The 21,032-nt window shown below is 57.1% G+C and carries 21 protein-coding genes; 12 read left to right on the top strand and 9 right to left on the bottom strand.

Annotated elements, in window-relative coordinates:
* Positions 1-216 precede the first annotated feature (216 nt).
* The 9 genes from repC (Q2T52_RS26030) (at position 217) to repC (Q2T52_RS25990) (ending at position 9,066) form a co-directional block, all read left to right on the top strand.
* The gene (repC, locus tag Q2T52_RS26030) at positions 217-1,455 is read left to right on the top strand and encodes a plasmid replication protein RepC (protein WP_302079825.1); all 1,239 of its coding nucleotides are present in this window, start codon (positions 217-219) and stop codon (positions 1,453-1,455) included.
* A complete protein-coding gene (locus Q2T52_RS26025; RefSeq protein ID WP_302079842.1) occupies positions 1,455-1,958 on the top strand; it encodes a thermonuclease family protein in 504 nt (167 codons plus the stop codon). Before repC (Q2T52_RS26030) ends, Q2T52_RS26025 begins: the two co-directional genes overlap by 1 nt.
* 394 nt (positions 1,959-2,352) lie before the next feature.
* Entirely contained in the window at positions 2,353-2,685 is a 333-nt protein-coding gene (locus tag Q2T52_RS26020; protein ID WP_111565340.1) for a DUF736 family protein, read from the top strand.
* A 118-nt stretch (positions 2,686-2,803) separates the two neighbouring features.
* Positions 2,804-3,010, top strand: coding sequence for an antitoxin VbhA family protein (locus tag Q2T52_RS26015; protein ID WP_302079824.1), 207 nt, complete (start codon positions 2,804-2,806; stop codon positions 3,008-3,010).
* Between the two features lie 53 nt (positions 3,011-3,063).
* Positions 3,064-4,140 carry a Fic/DOC family protein gene (locus tag Q2T52_RS26010; RefSeq protein ID WP_302079823.1) on the top strand — a complete coding sequence of 359 codons (1,077 nt, stop codon included), beginning with the start codon at positions 3,064-3,066 and terminating at the stop codon, positions 4,138-4,140.
* Positions 4,141-4,361: 221 nt separating this feature from the next.
* Positions 4,362-5,231, top strand: a complete 870-nt coding sequence (locus tag Q2T52_RS26005) for an ArdC family protein (protein WP_302079822.1) — start codon at positions 4,362-4,364, stop codon at positions 5,229-5,231.
* A 180-nt stretch (positions 5,232-5,411) separates the two neighbouring features.
* The gene (gene repA / locus Q2T52_RS26000; protein ID WP_052642541.1) at positions 5,412-6,626 is read left to right on the top strand and encodes a plasmid partitioning protein RepA; all 1,215 of its coding nucleotides are present in this window, start codon (positions 5,412-5,414) and stop codon (positions 6,624-6,626) included.
* Positions 6,623-7,636 (top strand): plasmid partitioning protein RepB, encoded by a 1,014-nt coding sequence (gene repB, locus Q2T52_RS25995; protein WP_145162306.1) that lies wholly within the window; start codon positions 6,623-6,625, stop codon positions 7,634-7,636. Before repA ends, repB begins: the two co-directional genes overlap by 4 nt.
* 191 nt (positions 7,637-7,827) lie before the next feature.
* Complete coding sequence (gene repC, locus Q2T52_RS25990; protein ID WP_302079821.1) at positions 7,828-9,066, top strand: plasmid replication protein RepC; 1,239 nt, start codon at positions 7,828-7,830, stop codon at positions 9,064-9,066.
* 93 nt (positions 9,067-9,159) lie between these two features.
* Here the strand turns inward: repC (Q2T52_RS25990) and Q2T52_RS25985 are convergent, their stop codons facing one another.
* The 4 genes from Q2T52_RS25985 to Q2T52_RS25970 all read right to left on the bottom strand — a co-directional run bounded on the left by Q2T52_RS25985 (position 9,160) and on the right by Q2T52_RS25970 (position 11,515).
* On the bottom strand, positions 9,160-9,702 hold the full coding sequence (locus Q2T52_RS25985) for a helix-turn-helix domain-containing protein (protein ID WP_302079820.1): 543 nt from the start codon (positions 9,700-9,702) through the stop codon (positions 9,160-9,162).
* Between the two features lie 253 nt (positions 9,703-9,955).
* Entirely contained in the window at positions 9,956-10,378 is a 423-nt protein-coding gene (locus Q2T52_RS25980; RefSeq protein WP_302079819.1) for a hypothetical protein, read from the bottom strand.
* Complete coding sequence (locus Q2T52_RS25975; RefSeq protein WP_302079818.1) at positions 10,375-10,746, bottom strand: hypothetical protein; 372 nt, start codon at positions 10,744-10,746, stop codon at positions 10,375-10,377. Before Q2T52_RS25975 ends, Q2T52_RS25980 begins: the two co-directional genes overlap by 4 nt.
* A gap of 76 nt (positions 10,747-10,822) precedes the next feature.
* Positions 10,823-11,515, bottom strand: a complete 693-nt coding sequence (locus Q2T52_RS25970; RefSeq protein ID WP_436799588.1) for a ParA family protein — start codon at positions 11,513-11,515, stop codon at positions 10,823-10,825.
* Between the two features lie 585 nt (positions 11,516-12,100).
* Here Q2T52_RS25970 and Q2T52_RS25965 point away from each other — a divergent pair.
* The 3 genes from Q2T52_RS25965 to Q2T52_RS25955 are packed head-to-tail and all read left to right on the top strand — an operon-like array spanning position 12,101 to position 15,202.
* Complete coding sequence (locus Q2T52_RS25965; RefSeq protein ID WP_302079816.1) at positions 12,101-12,502, top strand: DUF6290 family protein; 402 nt, start codon at positions 12,101-12,103, stop codon at positions 12,500-12,502.
* Between the two features lie 3 nt (positions 12,503-12,505).
* The gene (locus tag Q2T52_RS25960; protein ID WP_302079815.1) at positions 12,506-14,983 is read left to right on the top strand and encodes a relaxase/mobilization nuclease domain-containing protein; all 2,478 of its coding nucleotides are present in this window, start codon (positions 12,506-12,508) and stop codon (positions 14,981-14,983) included.
* 6 nt (positions 14,984-14,989) lie between these two features.
* Positions 14,990-15,202, top strand: coding sequence for a hypothetical protein (locus Q2T52_RS25955; RefSeq protein ID WP_052642558.1), 213 nt, complete (start codon positions 14,990-14,992; stop codon positions 15,200-15,202).
* A 7-nt stretch (positions 15,203-15,209) separates the two neighbouring features.
* Here the strand turns inward: Q2T52_RS25955 and Q2T52_RS25950 are convergent, their stop codons facing one another.
* Genes Q2T52_RS25950 through Q2T52_RS25930 form a run of 5 tightly spaced genes read right to left on the bottom strand, consistent with a single transcriptional unit; the run spans position 15,210 to position 21,009 of the window.
* Positions 15,210-17,297: a type IV secretory system conjugative DNA transfer family protein gene (locus Q2T52_RS25950; protein ID WP_302079814.1), complete on the bottom strand. Its 2,088-nt coding sequence runs from the start codon at positions 17,295-17,297 to the stop codon at positions 15,210-15,212.
* Positions 17,294-18,316 carry a P-type DNA transfer ATPase VirB11 gene (gene virB11, locus Q2T52_RS25945; RefSeq protein ID WP_037093762.1) on the bottom strand — a complete coding sequence of 341 codons (1,023 nt, stop codon included), beginning with the start codon at positions 18,314-18,316 and terminating at the stop codon, positions 17,294-17,296. The genes Q2T52_RS25950 and virB11 overlap by 4 nt, the downstream gene beginning before the upstream one ends.
* Complete coding sequence (gene virB10, locus Q2T52_RS25940; RefSeq protein ID WP_302079813.1) at positions 18,297-19,508, bottom strand: type IV secretion system protein VirB10; 1,212 nt, start codon at positions 19,506-19,508, stop codon at positions 18,297-18,299. The genes virB11 and virB10 overlap by 20 nt, the downstream gene beginning before the upstream one ends.
* A complete protein-coding gene (gene virB9 / locus Q2T52_RS25935) occupies positions 19,508-20,320 on the bottom strand; it encodes a P-type conjugative transfer protein VirB9 (protein WP_037093757.1) in 813 nt (270 codons plus the stop codon). The genes virB10 and virB9 overlap by 1 nt, the downstream gene beginning before the upstream one ends.
* Complete coding sequence (locus Q2T52_RS25930; protein WP_037093755.1) at positions 20,317-21,009, bottom strand: VirB8 family type IV secretion system protein; 693 nt, start codon at positions 21,007-21,009, stop codon at positions 20,317-20,319. Before Q2T52_RS25930 ends, virB9 begins: the two co-directional genes overlap by 4 nt.
* Positions 21,010-21,032 lie beyond the last annotated feature (23 nt).

Below are 21,032 nucleotides of genomic sequence, written 5' to 3'. Positions count from 1 at the left end.
AGATCACACCCGGCCCAGAAAAGAAAAACCGCTCCCGAAGAATCCGGAAGCGGTCTGCAGTTCGGTAATAATAAGCCAAAACCGTTCTCGCAGACCTCCCCTCCGATGTCAATAATCAAAACACCTTTTCGGTGAACGGCGGAGCTTTGTCTGGCCTCTGACAGGAGACGGACGATGGGGGAACCCACACAACACAAGCGGCCGACAGGTCGCAGAATGACGAAGGAGCGAGCCGAATTCCGGCGACTGGCGCAGTCAACGGAAATCGGAACGGTGACGCGCGGCCAGCTGGCGGTACTTGCAAGAAACCTGATGACAATCGGGATGGTTACGACCGCAGAATATGCGTTGCTGGAAGCCATCATAACGACCGCCAAGGCAGACGCCTTCGACAAAGGAGGGCGGCCGATCGTCTACAAGTCGAACCGACAGCTCGCCTATGACATCAACAAGTCGCCAGGGCGCGTAAGCCGGATTCTCTCCCGATTGTACGACCTCGGCCTTGTCACCATGCAGGACAGTGCGAATTTCAAGCGCTACCCGATCCGTGACGGCGAAGGTGATATTGCCGACGCCTGCGGCATTGATCTGCGTGTCCTGATCGCTCGGCACCATGAACTTGATCAGCTGGTGCGCCAGAAGCGGGAAGAGATTCGAGTGCGCGACAGCGCGGCGCGTCGCTTCCGGGACGCTCTGCGTGCCGCGAGATATGCTCTGGCGTCCTCAACCGAGCGAGGGGAAGCCATTCTCGGGCGGATCGGGGCCCGTGTTGAGAAGATCGCGGCCTTCATAGGATCGGCCAAGCACGCACCGGCCCATGTCCTCCGGAAGGCAACAATGCTTTTGGAGTGGCTTGCCGACCGATTGCGCAACGTGAATCGGTCCCCGCAAGCGCCCGACATAGATGCAAATCTGACATGCGCGGATGTCGAAAACGACATGCACATACAGATTACAACCCCAAGACCTTTTGAAGCTCGTAATGATGAACGGCGTTCGCCTAACGGCGAACAAATCAGTTCGTTAAGGGCTGGCTCCGCCAGCAAGAGGGCTTTTGAGGAAAGCCTGGGGAGCCGTTCGCGCCAAAGCAATAGGCAACTGCAAGTGCGGCCTTCACTTGTGGCGCTGGAAGATGTGTGGCGGGCTACGCCAAGCCTTGCCGAATATGGCTACCAGCCCCCGCGTAGCTGGGCGGACCTGGACCGGATCGCTCCCAAACTTTGCCGCATCGCCGGCGTGTCCGAGGATGCGCGCCAGCGGGCCGTGGAACGAATGGGCCAGCAGGCGGCTGCGGTTGCGATCGCTCTGACCTTTGAGAAATACACGCGCGCCGAAATCAGCTCGCCGGGCGGGTATTTGCGGGCCATGACAGACCGAGCCGCGATCGGAGAGCTTCATCTGAACCGCTCGGTATTTGGGTTGGCAGCCCGCAATTCTATGGAGGCGCGCGCTTGATGAATATTCGCTTGGTGGGAGCCGCGCTGGCTGCGCTTCTGTTCACTGCCTCCGCTGCGTCGGCCGATTTTTCAGGCCAGGCGCGGGTGATTGATGGAGACACCTTCAGCATTCGTCGGCAGAGGATCCGCATTGCGGCTATTGATGCTTGTGAGCGCGATCAGACCGGCTTCAGGAATGGCGCGATATGGAGGTGCGGCATCGAGGCACGACGGTTCCTCGCCAGCTTGATCGATGGCAAGCATGTCCGCTGCATTGAAGTCGATCGAGACCAGTACAAACGCCTTGTCGGCCAGTGCTTCGTCGATGGCTCGGATATTGGCCTTGAAATGGTGAAGGCGGGCCAAGCCAGCCTCCTGTTGCGCTATCTGCCAAGATCCCACCCAATTGACCTGAGCCAGTACCGCCACGCCGAGGATCGTGCCCGACAGCGAGGCCAAGGCTTGTGGGGCGCCCGGGTTGAATCGCCCTCCTCCTATCGCCGCAGCCATTCCGGCAACTGAACGACTGGGGCGCTCATATGGGCAACAGTTGGCGAGATCTCATGTTTTGGCGAAACCATCGGTTACCCCAGCCTCTTGTTTCAGGCTGCTGGTTCGGCTGCATTCAGCACAATCCGGCCCTTGACCTGTGCCAATGTCCCATTTGTCGAGGTGACGTATTGCTGCAAGCGCTCAGGCCCCACACCTCCAAAGTGGTTGCTCTTGATGCCCGTTCGCACGGCGACGCGGTTGGCGCAAAGCCGTTCGTCTCCAAATTTTCCCCGCCTTCGGCTTCCTCGCGAAACAAAATTTGTCCCCGTCCAGCCTCCTTCGCTGCGCTCCGGCCTACGGTGCGCACCGCTTTTCGCCGTGCCTAATGAACGATCATCGCAACCACCATAGAGGAGTGATTAAGGTGAGCATGACCAACTTCATTCAGTTCGACAAAGACGACATCGACAACGCCAAGGGAACCGGCCTCATCTCCACCATCGACCGGGACCTGGATATCAAGGTCACACCTTTCGACTCCACCAACGAAAAGGCTCCGACGCATCGCGTCTATGCCAAGTCACCTCGCGGCCACGACATCGAAGTTGGCGGCATCTGGAAGAAGACCAACGGAGAAGGGAAGCCGTACTACACCCTCTCCATCAAGCGCCTCGGTTTCAACGCCAACTTGGGCCGCTACCCCGGCCAAGATGACCTGGCACTGCAGGCCATCATCGAATGGGAACCCCGCGATTGATCGCTCTGGGAGGCCCGATCTCTGATCGGGCTCCCACCATAAAGAGCCGCGTACCCCGCATTCGCTGGATATTCGGCTCTTTTTGTGCTAAGTTGAATAGTAACTGGAGGCTCTGCCAATGAACGTTCATGCCCCTCGCCCCGATCGCTCTCCGGAAGCTGTTGCAGCCCGACAGAAAGCCGTCGATCAGGCTCGTGCTGCCAATATACGGCAGGGTTACACTGGCGATCCGGTTTTGGAAGAAGCAAACGGCCGTTACGTTGCGGGAGATATCACTTCCGAGGAAATGCGCCAAGAGTTGTTGGCCCGCTTCAAGCGGGCTTGATCATCACTTAGGTATTTCTCGCGGCCGCCTATGATCTCAGGCGGCTTTTTTGCATGAGGTTTCGCTTGGCCCGCGATGATGAAGCCAAAGGCTCCTATACCTATCCAAACACTTCAGTGGATAAGGATTTCAGGGATGTTCTGAAGAACAAGCTGGATATCAGAAGCTATTCGGCGCTGCGTGAGGCCGAATACGCTTTCACGGCTTTGAGGCAAACGGAACTGGCTGAGGGAAAAGGTCCGACCGGTAATCACGACGCAGCGCATCTGAAGGCTCTGCACGGCTTCATCTTTCAAGATGTCTATGAATGGGCAGGACACACGCGAAATGAAAGTCCTGTCGTCGATGGCCAGCGGGTAGAGCCGGTAGGTGGGCTTTCGAAGGGCGACACGACTTTCCTCCCCGGCTCGCGCATCGAAATGGGTCTCAACGAGGCGCTGAGGCCCGCCAGAGACGATCAGGGCCTGAGAGCTGCGACACCTGAGCAATTTGCCGAGAAAGCCGCGCACGTTCTTTCTGAGCTGAATTACGTTCACGCTTTTCGGGAAGGCAATGGAAGGGCAAACGAGGCGCTAGTGGTCTCGTTGGGCCGCACCTACGGTCATGACATCGATCTAACCGTCATCACCAAGCCTCGCATGATCGAGGCGTCCATTGAGACCACCAATGATCCGTCCAGTCCGGCGATGAAGCATCTCATCCAGGATGCGATGGATCCTAACCGCCGCGAGGCTATCCGCAGTGCCATGTCAGATCTTGAGCAGGCTGGCGAGAATCCGTTCGAGCACAACATCCGCACGGCCCGCCCGGGCGAAGTGATCGAAGGGCAGGTTCTCGGTCACGACAATCGCGTGGCGAGCCTCGTGACCGTCAGGGGGATTGTGGCCGTTGACCGCGCTGACCTTCCCGAGCGGATGCCTCCCGACGACGAGGAGGTGAAGTTCACCACTCGATCAGATTTCAAGACTCTGGGGCGGCCGGAACAGGTCCAAGATGCCCAATCGCCGCCAGGTCAGCAAAAGGCCCAAGAGCCTCAGTCGCAGCACATCAACGCCGAGCTTAAGGCTATCGAAGCCCAGCAGCTTGCCGATCGCCAGCGAAACCGCGACCAAGACGACCGAGAGCGCTGACCTGCGGCCCGGTCGCTGCAGTGAGGGCCTGTGTCGTTGGCCGGGGTGCCGGAGCTCTGCGCCCTCCCCTGTCCGTTGGATGATTTGACGGACAAACTACGATAGCCCCTCCCCCATTCAACCGCTTGCGCGGTCCTACACTCCGTTGCGGCCCTCCGGGTGCAGGGGGTCGTTTCGCTGTCTTCGGATCTTTGCCGTCAACCAACGAACAGGAGACGGCGATGCAGAGCGTAAAGGACACCTACCAGCGGATCACCGACACCATCATTCAGCAGCTCGAGGCCGGCACCAAGCCTTGGATCCGGCCATGGCGCGGAAACAGCCGCAGGTCGGCTACGCCGCTCCGCGCCTCCGGCGAAGCCTATCGCGGCATCAACGTGGTCATGCTGTGGCTCTCCGGGCAACTCGCCGGCTACGACGAAAACACATGGATGACTTACCGGCAGGCTCAGGAGCTTGGTGCTCAGGTCCGCAAGGGCGAACAAGGAACCCTTGTCGTCAAGTACGGCACCTTCACGCCGAAGGAGCAGGAGGCGGACGATCGTGCAATCCCCTATCTCAAGGGCTACACCGTCTTCAACGTCGAGCAGATCGACAACCTGCCTGACCGCTTCAAGAGCCCGGCCGAGGCGGCGCCGATCGAGCCGGTTCCGGTTATCGATCATGTCGAAACCTTCATTCGGGCCACAGGCGCAAAGATAGCCTACGGCGGCAAGCGAGCCTGCTATCGGCCTGGCCCCGATGACATCCAAATGCCGGAGCGCGGTCGGTTCCTCAGCGAGGTTCATCTTTACAGCACGATTTTTCATGAGCTCGGGCACTGGAGCGGCGCAAAATCACGGCTTGATCGTGACCTTAGCGGGCGGTTCGGGAGCGAGACTTACGCAATGGAGGAGCTTATTGCCGAAATCTCAGCCGCGTTCGTCTGCGCCGATCTTGGCATTGAACATGATCCGCGAAACAACACCGCGACTTACGTTGAAAACTGGCTCAAGGTGCTGAAGCAGGATTCACGTGCAGTCATCACTGCCGCCGCGAAGGCTCAGGCAGTCGCTGACTATCTCCGACAGTTCAGCTCTTCTACAGGGTAGGGGCCCTAGCAAAACTGTCGGGCCTCATGCGCATCGACCCAAAACTTTACAACTGTAAAGTCGGGCATCCTTGATGCGTTAACTTCTTGTTAACGAAAAACGCCTTGAAGAATCGGAGTCAGTCTGGCATCCCTGACGGAAATGATCTCGTAAAGTGATCAGAACCGTCAAGAGGATTGAATGTTGCAGCCAGCTTCTCAGAGCGTCAGAGACACTGCGTCGAAGATCGAGGTCTACACCTCGAAACTCTCTGCGGAGCTGAACGATATGCGTGAAGCTGTCTATCCGCCCTCTGCGCAGAAAACATTTGGCCGGACATTCTCAACCCTTGACCTAGTGAGGCTACTCAAGGTCCCGGAAAGTACTCTTCGGCAGTTGACGCTGGAAGGGAAGGGGCCTCTGCCCGAGCGCGCAGAAAACAATAGGCGAACGTACACGATAGAGCAGGTCAAGGAACTGAGGCGATTCCTGGCCGAACTTCGTCCTGACGAAGCTGGCGAGCTGCTTCCGCATCGTCGCAAAGGGGAAAAGCTTCAGGTAATTGCTACGGCGAATTTCAAAGGTGGTAGTTCCAAGACAACCACTTCTATCCATCTCGCACATTTTTTAGGGCTTCAGGGTTATCGGGTCTTGTGTCTGGATCTTGATCCGCAAGCATCGATGACTGCGCTATTTGGTATTCAGCCCGAGTTCGATCTCGGCGAGAACCAGACAGCCTATGCAGCCATTCGATATGACAATGAGAGGCGGCCGCTCGCTGAAGTGATCCGGCCAACCTATTTCCCAGGTGTGGATCTAGTTCCTGGCAATCTGGAGCTAATGGACTTTGAATTTGATACCCCGTCCTATCTGACCTCGAAAACCAGAGATGACCTGGGTTTGTTTTTCGAGCGGTTAAGCAGTGCGCTGGCCCGCGTCGATGATCGATACGATATCGTTATCATCGACACCCCACCGTCCCTTGGATACTCGACACTCGCAGCTCTTTATGCAGCCACGTCCTTAATCATTACCGTTCACCCGGCGATGCTCGACGTTGCATCGTGCAATCAGTTCCTGATCATGATCTCCGATCTATCGGAGGTGCTGGGGCAGTTTGGAGCTAAATTTGAGCATGACTTTTTCCGCTTCCTGCTCACGCGCGTGAACCCGAATGACGGGCCGCAGAAGTACATGTCCGGAGTCATGCGCCGATTGTTTGGTGATGATGTACTCGTGGCGGAGGCGCTTGAATCGACGGCAATCGCCGGTGCAGCGGTAGCGAAGAAGACCCTATACGAGCTTGAGTCGGGTGAGGTCGGTCGTGAGGCGTTGAAGCGCGCAATTGAGAGCGCTGACCGAGTTAACTCCGAGATCCTCGACCTCGTTCACAAAGTTTGGGGACGTAGCACATGAAGAAAAGTATCCTTCAGCGAATGGCGGCCGCCGAAACCCGGACGGAATCTCCTGTGTCGTCGGACGCGTCCGACAAGCCCTCGCTGGCACGGCGGCACTCTTCACCTGTCATTTCCAATGTGGGTCGGGCACTGACACAGCTCACAGAAGATAGTGTCATTTCACTCGATCCTGACCGTATCGACCGCTCCCCCTATAGAGATCGCTTTGGCAACGACGAGGACGCGGCCAAAGAGCTCGAGGCCCTTAAGATTTCAATTGCAAGTGAAGGCCAAAAAATTCCGGTTCTTGTTCGGCCGCATCCGACGAAAGCGGATCATTACCAGCTTGCATACGGTTACCGTCGATGGGCAGCGATCAAGGCCATAATGGCAGAATCGGATCGCCCGGAGACCATAAAGATTCGAGCCTATGTTCGAGAACTTTCCGATCGGCAGTTGATTGAAGAGCAATCGCTCGAGAATGGTGTTCGGGAAAACCTGACCTGGATTGAGCAGGCAATGTGGGCCGTACAGCTGAAAAGTGCTGGCCTTTCCCATCGCGCCATGTGCCCAATCTTGGGAGCTTCAGAAGCGGCAATATCGCATCTTTTTCGAGTGACGGAGGCGGTACCCGAAGACATCATTCTTGCGATCGGAAGAGCAAAGGGAGTTGGTCGACCGAAATGGACCGCATTTGCCGAGTTGCTGAAAGATCCGAGCAGCGCAGCACGTGTTCGTAAAATAATCGACACGGTCGAGTTTCGAGGCGCTGACAGCTCCAGCCGTATTGCCCAAGCGATACGTGCTGCAAGTTCGGCGGCCGACAAAGTGACTACGGAGCCAGCTGAAGAGATTGTTGACTTCGCCGTGGGTGACCGAGTTTTTGGCCGCATGAAGAGTAATTCGGCTGGAACTACGGTCTCAATCCCGAAGCAGGAACGCGCTTTCGCGCGCTGGCTCGCGGACCGAATGCCTGATCTTCTAAGCGAATACAACAATCGTTCAGATCCAACTCACAAAGAGGTGTGATCGAGACACTCGTTAATTGGTCAAGAGGAGAGACCGCGACAAAAGAAAAAGGCCCCCAAAACGTTTCCGTCATGGAAGCCTCTCTCAATTCCTAGCAAGATCGAGAATCGCATTTCCATGAATCCCAGTCAAGAGTCTTTGGCATCGTTTTGGTGAGCGGATTTCTTTTGCCTGAAGAAAGGTGAAGGAATATGCAGACGGGAAATGTGACGACGCCCTTTGGGCGGCGGCCGGCTGTGCTTGCTCTTGTAAAGAGGCAGCTCCAGACGTCCGAGACAAAACCAAGCCGCCAGGTCGAAAAATGGAAAGTGTTTCGCGACGCTTGTGAGGCCCGTGAACGCCTTGGCCTCCAGGACAGGGCGCTGACTGTGCTGGACGCATTGTTGACGTTTTATCCAGAGAGCGAGCTCAACTGCGATAGTGGATTGGTGGTCTTTCCATCCAATGCTCAGCTGTCTGTCAGAGCGCACGGCATAACCGGAACGACCTTGCGGCGGCATTTGGCTGCCTTGGTCGAAGCCGGGCTCATCCAGCGCAAGGATAGCCCGAACGGCAAGCGCTACGCTCACCGGGACAAGGGTGGCGACATCGAGCAGGCTTTTGGATTCGATCTTTCTCCACTTTTGGCTCGTGCTGCGGAACTTGCAGGTCTGGCACAGGAAGTCGCTGCCGAGCGCCTGCAGTTCAGACGAGCCAAAGAAGCGCTGACTATCTGCCGGCGTGATGTACGCAAGCTAATTTCCGCCGCGATGGATGAGGGGGCCGACGGCGACTGGGAAACCATCGAAGACATGTATGTCGGCATTGTCAGCCGACTCCCCCGCAATCCTGACCGTCGCCAGGTGGAGGCAATCCTCGACGAGATGCAGCTATTGCGCACCGAAATCCTCAACCTTTTGGAAAATCAGTCAGATTCTCAAAATATGGACGGCAATGCTGTTCAAAATGGCTGCCACATACAGAATTCAAAACCCGAATCCATCCATGAACTTGAACCTAGCTCTGGAAAAGAGCAGGGCGGAGCCGTCGAGCTGGAAGTAGCACCCAAAGAGGTTGTTCAGCCGTTGGCAAAGCCGGAACAGATGAAGGCGTTCCCGCTGTCGATGGTCCTGAAAGCCTGCCCGCAGATTTTGGATTACGGGCCCGGGGGGACGATCTCCCATTGGCGCGAGCTGATGGGGGCCGCGGTGGTGGTTCGATCAATGCTTGGTGTTAGCCCGTCGGCTTATGAGGAGGCGTGTGAGGTGATGGGGCCGGAGAACGCGGCGGTTGCTATGGCTGCAATCCTGGAGAGGGCAGGGCATATCAATTCGGCAGGTGGATATCTCCGCGATCTCACGCGTCGAGCGAGGGCAGGGGAGTTCGGGCTTGGACCAATGCTGATGTCGTTGATGCGCGCCAATACGAACGGAGGCCGGAAAGCAGGGTGAGCGGCTGTGCTGACGCACTAGGGTGAGGTCTCGATGGAAAAGGCCTGAAGTCAGCCTTCCTACAATGACAGCACTTACAACCGGTTTCAGCTCTCATTCGTCTGTAGGTGTTTCGGTTGTAGATGACTTGCGACCTGGTGGGCGACCAGGCGGACGGCCTCTCCTGCTGGCTCTCGCAGCTTTTCGGTTCAATCGTTGGCGTTCAGCCTCAGCTTGCGCTTCAGCCTCCGCTTCCGCTTTCTGTCGAGCCTCAAGAACATCGCTCGGCGTCAATTGGCCAACTATGCCAATCAAACTGCGTATGGTGTCGTGGGGGAGGTCATGAATAAGTCTGAACAATTCAACCCGATCATCGGCCTCTTGAGGATCTTTGCCGTAAAGATGAGGTGCCGCAGCATGAATCATCTGCATTGGCAGGAAACCAAGGAGCTCGGAAAGGTGGATCATTCGTGATACGGTAAGGCGCGAAATGTTCAGTTCATAGCGGCTATAAACCACTCGTGCGAGACCAGCCAAGGTCGCGAAATCACTCTGGGTCAAACCAGTTTTCGCACGTTCGTCTAAGAGGAATGCGGAAAGCTTTGCGTCGATCTCCCCGAAGCTGACAATGCCGTCGAAGCCCTTCTGGCGGTACAAGGGTCTCTGGAAATCTGGATCTGTGGTCTCAACCAGTTCCCTTGAATTGATATAGTCGGATAGATTCCGCACCGTCGGTATTCCCTCAGTCCCCAAATCCGCCAGTGGCAGATATCACGCACCATAACGTGCCATTAAGGCACTGTCATCCTGCGCGCCAGTCACACAAACCCAACAATATTGGGGGGAATGATCTGTAACGTTGCTCTCTTGGGATCGAAATGCGCAACTCAGAGGCGCGCTCTGCCCCGAGTCAAGTTTGACTGCGAGCATTCCTGTTCACCGCCTTCGCAGCAATCAAATTCCAGCTTCGGGCATTGGGTTGAAAAATGCCTTCGAGGATCCTCTCCTCGCTGACCCAACTCAACTTCACGCGCATTTCGCAAGCTAGGGAGAACTGGTCGATGCTGATGCATCTTGTGATCCGGATCTCAGACTTCGGTCCGTGTTCCTCGAAGTCCCACATTGCGAACCGGAACAGCTCGCGTTTGGCGCGATCGTCCGTTGGCCAGTCGGTTTGCTTGAAAGACTCCGGTGGAGCGGCGCCGACACTGAGTAAAGTTCTCTTTATGGCGCGAATATCGATCCCGACCTTCTCCGTCGCTTCAGGGTTGATCAAAAATCCAAGAGTTGCCCCTAGCGCCACCCCGCCCAGGAATCGAAGGTCGAGGATCAATAACCATTATCCTTCAGAAACTGGTCGATCGCGGCCTTGACGATCACCGTCATTTTCAAGTCGTTTTCAGAGGCTGCTCGCTCCAGACGTTTCTTAGTATCGTAATCAAGGGGGCAGTTGACGAAGTGTTTGCTCTCCCGCGCTTTATTCTGCTTCAGCTCCTGCAGTCGTATTCTGGATGCCTCACGCTCTAACGATCTGCTCGTCGCTCTCTCCCGGCGAGCCTCCGGTGATGGCAGAATCAAGCTCGACCGTTGTGGCACTTGAACGTCAGGGACCTTCGCTGGAGCTTCTTCGATAGCAACCTGGTCGGGATGATCGCTGGCCACCAAGTTTTCTGCTTCGTTGTCTATAGCCGGCGGCGACATTGAATTGGGCACATTCCCCCGTGACCGTCGCGGTGCAACGGGAAAATCAGATATACTGGAAGTCCCTTTAGCCATCTTACGCCCTCTTTTCCTCGTTTGTCAGGAAACGTTCAATTTCTTGCATCATGCCCATAACCTCACTCCGGGCCTTTCTGACGGAGTCGCTGAGCTCAAGCATTTGCAGTGTCCCATATCCCAGTCTGATGTCCCGATAGGGGTTTCGCTCATACAGCTCGGTATCAAGGAGGTGTGAATCATATCCCTGCTCTTGCAGGTTTGCGATGAAGGGGCGGATCAGGCGGTAAGCTTCCAGTGAGCGGCCGGGGAGAGTGATCCGGGTTCTGAAGTTGAGATGTGGAATGTTTCGCCCGGTACGATCGCAGGTGTCAGCCACGTCCATTGCTGCCTGGCCGGCGGCAAGGATCTCGTCTTGGTTTGGCTGGATCGGGGTCATCACGATGTCCGAGCCGGCGATGATCGTGTCCCGTAGCACGGTGTCTTGCCCGGGGGAGTCTACTAACACGACGTCAAACCCGGCGGTTTCGTTCTCCAGAATATGCTGAAGTGATGCGTTAGTTACCGCCGTTCGAAGCTCAATGCCGTCTGGCCTGTTGTCCTTCGCCTCTGAACGGGACCACCACTCATTCAGGTTTTGTCGTCCGTCTGCATCAACCAAAAGCACTTGCTTACCTTGAAGCGCATATTCCCCGGCGATCAGGATTACGGCGGTCGTCTTCCCCGCGCCGCCCTTGCCGCTTACCAGCGACATGCAAATTGCCATTTCACGATCCACTTCCTGTCTAAGACTTCACCCCGTCCCCCAGCGGTCCGACGTGTGTTCGATCGGAACATAAGTATCGTCGTTAAGATCTTCACATCGAAGAGAACCTAGCATGTGAAAACACGCAGGTTAAGATTAAAACATGCGTGTGACCGCACGCTGTTAGGCATCAGTAAAACCACACGAGTTGGTCGTGTGGCGTTTACAACTGTCTGGGTCGAGTGGTGAACCCCGGAGCCGCGTGAGGCCGTCTTTGGCGCTCGCACGGAGGGCGCAAGGGCGAAGAGCGAAGCGTCCCTTTCGCCTGAGTACGAGGGACAGACAAAGGGCTTCAGAAGCGGTTTTGGCGGTGAACCCTGGTGAGCGTTCCAACGGAAAGAGTGCGAAGCGAAGCGGAGCGGAGCCAATCAAGAGGTGGAATTTGGTTAAAATTATGGGGCAGTGCTTTAGGTTAGGAGTGGTGCTTTAGATTAGGAGTGGCAGGATACGCAAAAATGTTTTACATTTTGCATTGCGATCGTGGGACAAGCCCACGATGAGGGTCGCAAAGCTCCGGGAAGGCCTAGTTGATTGATGAGTGAGGACACAATCGAAGTGCCGACAGCCAAGCAACGCAAGGGGCGTCTAATCAACGTGCGCGTCAGCGATGCAGAGTATTCGGCCATCGAAGAAGCGGCCAAGTCGGCCGGTATGAGTGTGTCTGCTTTTTTCCGTTCGCTGCTCCTCGAGGGTGCTGGCGTTCGACCTATTCTGACTGCGGAAGACAGGTTGATCATGGCCGCGGTGCTCGAAGACATGCGGATGATCGGCATTAATTTGAATCAGGTAGCCCGCTCCCTGAATGCAGGAAAGGGTGTCCATCCCTCAGAGCTGGACATCAACCTTGGCAACGTCCAGCGGATTCAGGCGGCTGTAATGAGTGAGCTGCGGACACTTTCGCGCCGTGCCGGGCATGAGCGCCGAGGCGAGGTGTAGGCCGTGGAGTTCTTTTTCGGCACTTTCACAAGCGAATGGGAGCAAAGGCGCGCGGCGCTATTGCACGAAATGACGCTCGGCGGTCGTGGGAGGGCTGTCGAGGAAGAGCTTGAGAAGAGACTGAAGAATCTGCAGCACCAGGTTGGGATGTCTAAAGGCGGGTCGGGATCTAGGGGAGGGGTGAGGACTTCGGCATTCAACGTGTTATCGCCTTCGAGGACGATGGCTGCCGGTTCGGGTGCTATGCGATCAATGGACGTTCGTCTTGCGAGCGTTGCCAAAGGGAGCCAGCCAGCCGTGGTCAAACTGGCTTCCTACGGTGGTGGCGCCCGCGTCGGCTCGATGCTCAACTATGTTTCCAGAGGGGGGGAGCTGAAGGTTGAGAACGAGAACGGCGAGACGTTGCGTGGCCGTGAGGAGCTGGCGCGTCTCCGTGGCGATTGGGATCACCTTTTCCAAAACAGGACCGAGAGCCGCGATATCGGCGCGTTTAGCGTCGAGGTGAGCGTTTCCGGCGGCTCGAAGCCGCATGAGCAGGTGCGGGACGTTCTCAGCAGTGGCTTTGGTGATCGACGCTACGCTTACTCTGTCGAAACCCGAACCGACGGATCGCTGAAGGTCGAGGGCTATGTTGTGTTGCGCAGTGGGCAGGGCGAGCGGCTGACGGCTGACGCGAAGGCGGCCGCCATCGTTCAGGAGCGTTTCGACGCCAGCGCCGTTGCGAAAGAGGCCCCCGCGGCTTTCTCGTTCACAGGCTATGGCAATGGCGTGGAATATGGCGCTGCCAAGTTGCGAGACCTGATCGCGCAGCGGAACGACGTTCGAGACGATCAGGGACGCTCGATTGCCGATGACAAGGCTGCGGGCGACCTGGTGCAAAAGGAATGGCGGGATGAGCTGCACAGCCGCAAGAGCCGTGACGTGATGCACGTGATCATGTCGGCGCGTGCCGGCACGGATGCTGTCGCGGTCGAAGGAGCTGTTCGCGACTTCCTGGCTGAGCAGTTTGCGGGCCATCGTTACGTTTTCGCTATGCACGATCCGGAGAACGATCCGAAAGAAGCAGGGGAGGGGGGCAAGCGGCCGCATGTTCATGCCCATGCCATCGTTACCATGCGATCGGAATCGGGCGACCGGATCGAGACGACTCCGGCAACCTTCCGGCAATGGCGTGAGGTCATGGCCGAGAAGGCGCGTGACCACGGCATCAATATGGAAATGACCGATCGGCGAGAGTTCGCCACGCCGCCAGCTTTCACGCGAAATCAGGTTCGCGCCGTCAAGCATGACGGTCGAACCGAGCATGTCGGCACCAGCGATCCGGCGCAGGCGCGATATGACGCAAAGCGAGCTGGTCGGCGCGTGGTGGCGACGAGCCAGAGAAGCCGCCAGTACATCCTAAAAGCGCAGGAGACCTGGCAGAAGATTGCAGTCAACGCCGGCGACACAGTGGTTGCGGCCTACGCCGCTCAGCATCGCTCCTATCTGGAAAACGGCCTTGCCCAAACGGATCAATCGCCTGCTGGTGCAGTCATTCATGCAGATTTCGGCGGTGATTACCGCTCCAATATGGTAGCAATCAGAGACATGTTGTCGGAGGCAAAGGACATGCGCGAGCAGACACGCCCAGAGTTCGAAGCGTACGAAAAGACGGTTGAAACGGCTCTATTCAACCTTCAGCGCAGCGCTGGTCCAGAGGACCAGTCAGGCTTCGAAGAGGTTTCCTCCCTCGCTCGCGAGATCGTCGATCTGCGCAGGCAGATGCTCGAAATGAAGGAGCGTGGGCTTGATGAGCAGGATAGTCGAAACGCTGCTGGCGATGTCTCCAGAGAAAGTGGTGCCGCGCCGGAAAGAACGGCATCTGAGGTGCAAGAGCAGACGAATGCTAACCTCCAGTGGGAGGCAGCTGTTGCCAAGCATGGAGAGGCTGTCGTTGAGGCTGGTAACGATGCGATGGCAAATGTGGAACACTATCGCTCCGGCCTCGCCGATATCGAAGCCGGCGAGCTCGGAGACGAAAACCGGGAGCAGTATGAGAAGGGCCTTGAGGCTTCGCTTCATCATGCAGCTCAACTCGCCGCTACTGGAAACGGCTATCTCCGGGATGTTGCCAACGAAGATCCGGAACTGCGCGCGGAGATCGAGACCATTGAGCGCAATGAAGAGCGTGGGGACGAAAACAAGTCAAACAAGCAGCCGATAACTGCGGATACTGCCGACGATCGCCAACGCGATCTCAGGGTGGATCTGGAAGAGGAACGTCCGATTGGGCAAGCGGAGCGTGAGGCTCACCAGCTCGCTGAGACGGTGGACGCTACTCAGAGGCAGCAAGATCGTGTAAACAGAGACAGGGAAGCGGCCCAGCGGGGTGGCGAGACCACTCGGACTGATCCCGCGCAACAGCACACTCCTCGTCTCGAGGAGTTGGAGCGTGAACAGGTTGAACAGAGGGAGCGTAATCGGGACGACCGTGATCGCTAAAGTGTCATGCAGGACGGTAATCAGAACACCTACCTGGTGGAAGTCAACGACCCTAAGTCTGCCGACATCGTCGGCAAGATGATGGTGTGGGGTATGGTCTCCGTCGGGATCCTCGCGATCCTGATCAAGGTCTACGGGACCGTGATCGGCTGGTATCATGCTTCTGTGGCTTGGCTAACAGAGGCGGGTCAGTACGCAGCCAGCTTCTGGCCCTTCTGAACCTGAATTAGCGGCCGGCCTGTTCCATGATTGGATCAGGAACGGTCGCTGCGAACAGCTCTTCCAAGCTCTTCCTCTTGCGCGGTGATTTGCCTTCGGCTTCCCGTTCGACGACCTCCCTAAGGCGACTAACCCGATCATTGTGCGCTTTTTCGATGTCGTTCTCTGAGATAGGTGTTGTGCGCTTTTCGGGAGCGGGCACAGCTGCCTTTGCAGGTTCCGCAGTGCCCCCGGCGCTGACCTTCTTACTGGCCAAGGCGGATGGATTCACAACGCGAGCGGGCGAGGTGGATGGCGCTGGCTCTTTCGGAGCCTCCTCCTGGACAGGCGCCCGCGGCTCCTCCGCTTTCGCCTCAGTCACAGGCTTTGTCGCTTCCGCTTGTTCAGCCTGTTCCTGGCCTGCATTGGCATAGGCTGGCGTGGTCGCTGGAACAGGTTTAGGTGGCAGGTAATCGACAGTTGGAACGGTCGGTATGTGCGTCTGAGAATAGGCCTCCGCCTCCTTGAAGGGCTGCGTCTTAAAGAAGCGCAGCTTGTCTCCAAAGATTGGCCGCTGACCCTCCACCAGCAAGATCATCTTGTTCTCGGGCATCTGGCGCACTTCCTGCGGCATCATCAGGTCCCGATCGCGAATTTGCTCGACCTTTGTTCGGCGCGGGAGCCCCATAAGCTCGATAGTGCGGGATTCAGACTGATATCGTATAGTTCTCTTGCCAAGCGCGCGGGAAGCATACTCTGCCGTGGCCTGGTCATTGGCGCCAAGTATGAGCTGATAGCCGCAATTGCCAAGGAGCGAATGTCGGGAGGTCTCACCATAGATCTCATCCAGGTTCTTCAGGTCCTGGATGATGAAGGCGAGCTTGATCTTATAGCCGGCCACATAGGGCAGCTTCGTCATGATCTCGTCCATGCGCTTCAGCTGGCGAAACTCGTCCAGCAGGAAATAGACCGGCACCGAGTTTGGATCATGCTCAAGGGTAAGTATGTCCATCACCTGTTGAACGAACAGCGTCAGCAGCGGCCTAAGAAGCGTGATGTCGGTGATGTTCGGGGCAAGGTAGATTGTGATGGGGCGACGCTTCATGGATCGAAGGTCCATGTCGGTCATGTTCGTTGCGGCCACAACGCGTTCGTTCTTGAACGGCCTCATCGCCTTCTGGATATCAAGCAGTGCCGAGGCCGCGGCCCGATCCGAGAGAGACAGGTAGGAATTGAAGCTCTCCATCGTGAACTTCGACAGGTATGGCTCCTTCTCCTTGATGTACTTCATCAAGGCCTGCAGATCGATCCCGCTGTTGAAGAAGGAGTTGATCTCGCCGAGGTTCCTGCGCCCTTTGTAGAAGGGGCTTTCGAGAACATAGCTGATGGCGCCGGCGAGAACCTGTTGAGCTGTGGCCTGCCAAACTGAATTCTCGGATTCGGTGTTTTCCGGTACAAGAATGCTGGCGATATTTTGAATGTCAGTCGTGCGATTGCCTCGCTCAGGACGAACGAAATCCAAGGGATTATAGCTGTTGGTCGTCTCGGAACCCGGCGCGAACAAGAAGACCTGGCTCCCGTTGCGCTTCCGATAGCCGGCGGTTGCCTTGTACACCTCGCCCTTCAGATCCGTGACGATCATAGAGCCTTCGTGCATGAGAGCGTTGGGGATGACGTAGCCCGCGCCCTTACCGGATCGCGTCGGGCCAATGATGAGGTGGTGGCGATCGTCATACGCGCGGAGGACGTTGCTCCCGATGCGGCCGAATATGTGACCTTTCTTGCCAAACCACTTCCCGCGCCGAAGTGTTGCAAGATCCTGAAAGGCCGCATCCCCCAATGGATTACTGGTAGGTTTGAGCCCAAGGTATGCAATGAGGCCTGATACGAGCAGCGCGGGCACCACGGAGCCGAGCGCGACTTTTTGAAGGGAAGGGGAGGAGCTATAGGCCCAGAACTGCTGAATCGGCGCGAATGGGTTTGAGGTGATTGTCGCCTCGAGGATCCTACCGTCACCGTAGAAGAGCTGAAGCCCCGCCCCGTATGCCAGCATCCAGACTGCAAAGGCGATCAACAGGCAGAAGAACAGATAGAAGGCCTGTAGCCCCTTACTCATGATGCATCCCGTGCGAAGTAGATTTCGGAAACCCCGCGCTTGCCGCCTTCCCGCCTGAGCTGGATCACGATCGGAATGACCATTTGGATGTAGGACATCAGGTCCTGCTTGGAGTAGCCGGCGGACATGCCGGACTGCTGCATCATCATGGCAAGCTGTTCATAAGCGCCGAGCGGCGTATCGGCGTGTACTGTCGACATGCTGCCCGGGTGGCCTGTGTTGATGGCGCGAAGGAATGAAAAGGCCTCAGCTCCACGAATCTCGCCAACAAAGAGGCGATCCGGCCGCATTCGAAGCGCCGATTCAAGAAGGTTTTGAATCGTCACGTTGGCAGTGCCTTGCCCACCCTTGGAGGCGATCAGGTGGACCGCGTTCTTCTGTGGTGGGAATAGCTCACGAGTGTCTTCAAGCGTCAGTATCCGCTCATTCAGGTCTACAGAGTTCAGGCACGCGTTCAGAAAGGTGGTTTTGCCCGACGACGTGCCGCCACTGATCAGGATCGAAACCCGCTTCGTGATGGCCGTATGGATGAAGTCGTAGATCTTCTCCGCGCGTAGATAGGCGATCAGCTCCCGATCCACGTCGCTTAGGCCTCCGACAGCAACCGAGACTTTGTCGAGAGAGCCGTTGTCACGGTAGTCCTGCAGAGAGAAATTCTGCACAACCTGCTTACGGATCGTGATCGACCCACCATCAGGTGCCGCGGGCGGCAAGACGACCTGGATACGTTCGCCGGTCGGCAATGCTGCGCTAAGGATCGGATTAGCGGCGTTGAGGAACTGCTTTGTCGCTGCGGCAACCCGCTCGCCAATGTTCTCGATCTCGCGTGCCGTCAGAGCATCGATTTCATGATGCTCCATGTGATCAGCACCGAAGCGCTCAACATAGACTTGGCCTGGCCGGTTCACCGCAATCTCAACCACCTTCGGGTCATCGAGAAATTGCCTGATGGGCTCCAGAGACCGGTTCAGGAAATAATGAGGATCATGAGCGGTCGTGTTACCTACCATCACGTTCACGTTTGATCTCCTTCATCGCTTCCGTGACAGGATCGTCGTACATGGCGCTGAAATCGAGGTCCTGGCGAACATAGACAAAGATCCGCTCGCCTTGCGGTACGCTGATCGTTGGCGGGATCCTCAGGTTTTCGGCAAGGACCGTGTTCGCCATGTCGCTGAAGGTCTGCGCGATCGTTTCTCGCGCCAATTCAGCACCTCTTTCGGCATCGTCGTTTCCGGAGCTGGAGTCGCTACCGTATCCGGTTAGATAGCTTGCACCCCCTCCGACGATCGACAGCAAGATTGATGCGCCAAAGCGCTCACGGAACTTGTTGTCGACATGACCCGTCAGGCCCGATCGCCCGAGGCTGTCCGTGCCGATGGAGTTCAAACGCACCGACACGCCGTCATCCCGGATCAGCCTCGTCCACACGACAAAGACCCGCTTCTGCCCCCGCGTAACTTCGGACTGATATTCCCCGATCAGGCGTGTTCCTGTTGGGATCAGGACACGCCGCCCATCGAAGGAGTAGACATCCTTGGATGTGATGGCCCGCACCTGGCCCGGAAGGTCGCTGACGATCGCCGTTTCCAAGATGCCGGGGATCAGCGTGCCCTCTGGGATCATGGCGTCGATGCGCTCAATCTGCCGGGCCTTGGCGGAACGGTCACCGATCGCACTCGCTGAGGACAGGTACTGGCTGTTGCGATCCTCGCCAGCGACGGTCAAAGGCGTGCCGCTGTTCGAGCCATCGAGCGAACCATTCGCGGATCCTCCCAGGTTCTGGTCAATCGTGATTAGCTTTGACCGAAATCGCTCCGGAAACACCTCTTCGGCGGGCGGGGGGGCGCTCGCCGGTTGAGCGACTTCGGGCGGGGGAGGCACGTTGAATTCAGTGACGTCCACCGGCGGAGCTGGCGGCGGAGGAGGCGGAGGTGGAAGTTCCAAGACAGGCTGTTCGGGTGGTGGGGGTGTGGGTTCTCCATCGCGCACGAAACCGGGCGGCCGGAAGGTCGTGGTACGGAACTCCTCCTCACTTTGCGGGCTTTCAGGCGGGCTTTCTCCGGATGTCGCGAGCACCAGGTACGCGGCGAAGACGCCAGCCAGCAAAAGGGCGGCCATGCCGACCGTTTGATTGCGCTTCACGTTTCGATTGCTGATTTCGGCCTCGTCGGCCGCCGCCATTGCGTCGAGTTCAGGGCTGCGCTTCATTAGTTGCCGCTCCTCCTGCGTTTGCTGGCATCAGGATCCGGTTTCGGAGCCATGATGTCAGGATCAGGTGCTGCAAAGTCCGGCTTGCGGAGGTTGAAAATGCACGTCCACTGGTTTCCGTCCCGGAGCGTGTATTGCGTGGCTACGCCGTCAACGACGATGTATTCGCCTTCCTTGCGGAAGTTTCGCAGGGTCTCGGAGAAGTCGGATTGAACGGCAAAAATGGCCGGCACGGTCCCTCGGCCGAACTTGAAAAAGGTCTTCTTTCCGTCATCGAAGACCATTGTCGGCTTCAGCGCCGCGTCCCCCGAGAAAGAGTAGTCTATATTGACGTTCGCTTTGTCGATGCTCGAAATGTTCGGGTTAGCTGCCCGAAACTCAGCCTCCTTCCGCAGAGACTCGTTCAGGTTCTTCTCCGGATAAACGAAGCGAATGCCGAAGACCTTTTTCCCTGCTTCCGGTGCATAGTCGTTGAGCTCAAGGAAGTAGATCCTCTTTGAGGTCACCACGTTCATGTTTGTGGAAACGTCCTTGGCTATCGGCTTGACGAAAAGGATGTTGCCCTTTTCGGACGGGGCAACCTGCCAACTGTCGGTGTCGCCAAGCGAGATCGTCTCAAACTTCTCATCTTCGTCGAAGATGATCATGGTTGAGATGCCGTATGTCGCAGACACCTTCACGACGTTGTTCGGCTGATAGACGACACTGGTCACACGCGCATCCAGACTGCCAGGGCGGGGCTGTTGCGCCGCATAGGCGTGAGTCATCGTGAGAGCGGCGATCGACGCCGCCAGTAGGAAGCCATATTTCACTGCTGGCCTCCCGAGGTCACCGTTTCCTGATCTCGGCGGTAGTCATACACCTGGAAGCCCAACGGATTTTCGAAGCGCCATTCGTTGCGCTCAGGCGTATCCGTGTAGCGATAGCGAACGATAGAGATGAAATGGCGCGTGATGACGTCTGAATCAGAGCGCTCATGCGTCGAGAACCGGACGAGCGCCGTTGTCGTGTTCGGGAAGGTGACAGACTTTATGTCGACGGTGATCGACTTATTTTTGCCGAGCCGGCGAGCTGGATTGTCAGGGTTCGCGGCACTCCATTGGGCCTGGAGGTCGCGCGCTGCGTCGCCGGTGGAGAGCAAAGCTGCAATTCCAAAGTTCTGCTCGATGGCAAAAGGATCATAGCCCTCGCGGGATCGAATGTAACGGACGACATTCGCCTGAGTGACCGCCTGCTGATCGGTGATATTCGATGTTCGGGTCAGCCCTGTCTTGACCTCAATATAGCCAGTGTTCTTGTCGACCTCGACAATGTACGGCTCGAAGCTCTTGAGGGGCACGAGCATCACCAATGCGGAGAGCGACAGGATCGTGATGCCGCCGAAGATCAGCGTAATCAGCCAAGCGAACGCCTTGGACCGTTTGGCCTTTTTGACGATCTCTTGTTCCCAACGGTCCCCATCCTGAAAATAGCTCCGGAGAGCATCGTTATTCTCTGCCATGTATCCTAGCCCTTAATTCCCGC

It is taken from the genome of Rhizobium oryzicola, from assembly GCF_030504645.1.
GTDB lineage: Bacteria > Pseudomonadota > Alphaproteobacteria > Rhizobiales > Rhizobiaceae > Neorhizobium > Neorhizobium oryzicola.
This window is presented reverse-complemented; position numbering and strand designations above follow the sequence as displayed.